The sequence below is a fragment of the uncultured Clostridium sp. genome (assembly GCF_934754925.1).
In the GTDB taxonomy this organism is placed as follows: Bacteria; Bacillota; Clostridia; order Clostridiales; family Clostridiaceae; genus Clostridium.
This window is the reverse complement of the sequence record NZ_CAKVJA010000089.1, coordinates 1-3,678: the sequence shown is the minus strand read 5'-3', so window position 1 is coordinate 3,678 and position 3,678 is coordinate 1. Positions and strand designations below refer to the sequence as shown.

The 3,678-nt window shown below is 27.9% G+C and carries 3 protein-coding genes; all 3 read left to right on the top strand.

Going from position 1 to position 3,678, the window contains the following annotated elements:
• Positions 1–744: DegV family protein (locus Q0G30_RS13895; protein ID WP_294391266.1), on the top strand; the 744-nt coding region annotated here is incomplete at its 5' end.
• A gap of 181 nt (positions 745–925) precedes the next feature.
• Entirely contained in the window at positions 926–1,855 is a 930-nt protein-coding gene (gene rbsK / locus Q0G30_RS13890) for a ribokinase (RefSeq protein WP_294391264.1), read from the top strand.
• Positions 1,856–2,160: 305 nt separating this feature from the next.
• Positions 2,161–3,456 (top strand): histidine--tRNA ligase, encoded by a 1,296-nt coding sequence (gene hisS, locus Q0G30_RS13885; RefSeq protein WP_148323769.1) that lies wholly within the window; start codon positions 2,161–2,163, stop codon positions 3,454–3,456.
• Positions 3,457–3,678 lie beyond the last annotated feature (222 nt).

Genomic DNA, 3,678 nt, shown 5'->3' with positions numbered 1-3,678 from the left:
TATGAAGGATTAACATTAAATCAAAAAGAATTCTATAAATTTTTAGAGGATAATTTAGATGTGAATACATCACAACCATCACCAGGAGATGTAATGAAAAATTGGGATGAGGTTCTTAAAGAGAAAGAGTACATAATATATATTCCTATGTCTAGTTCACTAAGTGGAACTTATGAAACAGCAGTAATGTTAGCAGAAGAGTATGAAGGAAAGGTATTTGTTGTTAATAATAGAAGAATATCTGTAACTCAATTACAATCAGTTAAAGATGCAATAAATCTTGTTAAGAAAGGTAAATCAGCTAAAGAAATAAAAGAAATATTAGAAGATAGACAATATCAGGCTAGCATTTATATAGTACCTGATACATTAGATTACCTTAAAAAAGGTGGAAGACTTACACCGGCAGTTGCTTCTTTTGCAAAAGTATTAAATATTAATCCAGTTCTACAAATTCAAGGTGAAAAATTAGATGCATTTAAAAAGGTTAGAGGAAGGAAGCAAGCTAAGAGAGCTATGAAGGAAGCAATAGCTGATGATATTAAAAATAGATTTGCAAGTAATTCAAATATGAGAATATATGCTGCATATACAGGTAGTGAGGAAGTAGGAATAGAGTGGAAAGGTGAGTTAGAAGAAGCATTTCCAAACTATGATATTCAGATATATCCATTATCACTAAGTGTTAGTTGTCATATAGGTCCAGGGGCTATAGGTATAGCTTGCGTAGAAGAATTATTATAGAAGAATATAATTATAAAAAGATATTTTTAAGTGAATTGTAGTAACTTATAAATATCTTTTTTTTATGAGAAAGTATAGAAGAAATTTTTAATAAAAGACATTAAATAATTTTTATAAAAAGTGTATTATATACTTAAAGGATTTAGTAATTTAAATAGAGGTGTTAAGAGGAGATGAACTTATGAATAAAGTATGTGTACTTGGAAGTATTAATATGGATTTAGTTGTAAAAGTTGATGATATACCAAGGGTAGGAGAAACTATTTTATCACAATCATTTGAAAAGATAGCAGGAGGAAAAGGTGCAAATCAAGCTGTTGCAGCTAAAAGATGCGGAGCTGAAGTTTCTATGATAGCTAAAATAGGAAAAGATGAAAATGGACAAATTCTTAAGAATAAACTACAAGAAGATAATATAGATGTGAAATACGTTTTTGAAGATAAAAAAGAAGCAACAGGAATGGCTTTTATTATGGTTAATGAAAATGGAAATAATTCAATAATAGTTGTATCAGGAGCCAATATGACAATTGATGAATATGAAATTGAATCTTCAGTAGAGAAAATTAAAGAATCTGATATTTTAATAGCTCAATTTGAGACAGCTGAAGAAATGACTTTAAAGGCATTTAAAAGAGCTAAGGAATTTGGAAAGGTAACAATATTAAATCCAGCTCCAGCAAAGGAAATAAATGAAGAGTTTTTAAAGGTAACAGATATTATAGTTCCTAATGAAACAGAGGCAGAAGTATTAACAGGAGTTACGATTGAAACTTTGGAAGATGCAAATAGAGCAGGTCGAGTATTTTTAGAAAAAGGCGTTAAGTTTGTAATAATTACTTTGGGAGCTAAGGGGGCTGCGGTAATAGGAAAAGATTTCTGTGAATTAGTACCAGCATATAAGGTAAAAGCAATAGATACAACTGCAGCAGGAGATAGTTTTATTGGAGGTTTAAGTTCGAAGTTAGATTTTAAAAATATTAATAAAGAAACTTTAATAAAGGCAGTGAATTTTGGAAATCAAGTATCATCAATATCAGTTCAAAGAAAAGGTGCACAACCATCAATTCCATATTTAAAAGAAGTAGAAGAAATTTATGGGGAGGATTAAATTTATTTTATAGATACCTCAAGCTATAGATAGAAAATTATTGAATATTAAATTGTATAAGAGTATAATAATATTAATTTATTTCAGGAGGAAGATTATGAAAACACTTAATACAAGCAAACAAAACAAAATTCATCATCATTACTAGAGACTTGGTCTGTTCAAAGGCAGATACAAGTCTATCAGTGTAGGCTTGTATCTCTGGTAATGATAAGTTAAGTGGAATCATAATTTATTTAGAGCCATGTGGGATATATGCCTACATGGCTTTTTTGTATAGAAATTATTTTAGGAGTGAATTAATTATGAAAAGAAATATTATAAAACCAAGTATATTACCGGGGTTCATGGAGTTATTACCAAAGGAGCAACAAATATTCAATGATATAGTATCTAAAATAACAAAGGTATATGAAGATAATGGATGTTTAGCTATAGATACACCAATAATAGAAAAAGCAGAAGTATTACTTGCTAAAAGTGGAGGTGAAACAGAAAAACAAGTTTATAGCTTTCAAAAAGGAAAAAATAATTTAGCATTAAGATTTGATTTAACAGTGCCTTTTGCTAGATATGTGGCTCAATATTATAATAATTTAGTTTTTCCATTTAAAAGATATCAGATAGGAAAGGTATATAGAGGAGAGAGAAACCAAAAGGGAAGATATAGAGAGTTTTATCAATGTGATATTGATGTTATTGGTAAAGGAGAACTAAGTATAGATAATGATGCATGGGTTATAAGTTTAGCATCTAAAGCTTTTAAATCAATAGGATTACCTAATTATAAATTTCAGCTAAGTAATAGAAAAATATTGAAGGGAGTATTAAGTAAATTAAAGATAGAAAATATTAATGAGGTAATGATATTAATTGATAAGTATGATAAAATAGGAAAAGAAGTATTTACTAGTGAATTAGAAAATCTTATAGGCAGTGAAAAAAGTGAGTATATTAATAGAATATTAGATATTAATGGATCTAATGAAAAAATATTAGAGTATCTTTTTAATCTTAATATTGAAAATGAATATTTCATTGAAGGATTAAAAGAGCTAAAGAAAGTAAAGTTAATGTTAGAAATATTAGGGGTAAATGATGATGAGTTTAAAATAAATTTAAAGATAATAAGAGGTTTAGATTATTATACTGGAACTGTTTTTGAAACAACATTAGTAGGTAATGAAAGTTATGGATCTATTTGTTCAGGGGGAAGATATGATAATTTAGCAGAAAAATATACTGATAATATTTTACCTGGGGTAGGGATTTCTATTGGACTTACTAGATTATTTTTTGTATTAAAGGAAATTGGATTTATAAATAATTATAGTATAGAAAATAGGATAGATTATTTGATATTACCTATAGGAGAGACAATGGAGTATTGTGGAGAAGTACTAAAAAGCTTAAATGAAAAGGGATATAAGGCTACTATATATTTTGAAGATGATTCATTAAAGAAGAAAATGAATTATGCTAATAAATTAGGTGTTAGTAATGTAATTTTAATTGGGGAAGAGGAAGTTGAGAAGGATACAGTTAAGGTGAAGGATATGAATAGTGGAGATACTATAAGTGTTAATTATAAGTTAATATAATGTATAGAATATAAATTTACTCAATTACTTTAATAAATTTATCTATAAAAATCGGGAGAGTAGATAGATTTGTACAATATAAGCATAGATGAAAATCACTTTAGTGATAGACATCTATGCTTATTTTTTTTATGATAGGTTTGATTGGTCAACGAAGATAGATTTGGGATAAAACGCCCGTTACACAAAGTGTTGACCAACACATCCTATTCAATATTCGAT

Coding starts and splice junctions, on each gene's coding strand:
- rbsK (WP_294391264.1), top strand. CDS start 926: ATGAATAAAGTATGTGTACTTGGAAGTATTAATATGGATTTAGTTGTA.
- hisS (WP_148323769.1), top strand. CDS start 2,161: ATGAAAAGAAATATTATAAAACCAAGTATATTACCGGGGTTCATGGAG.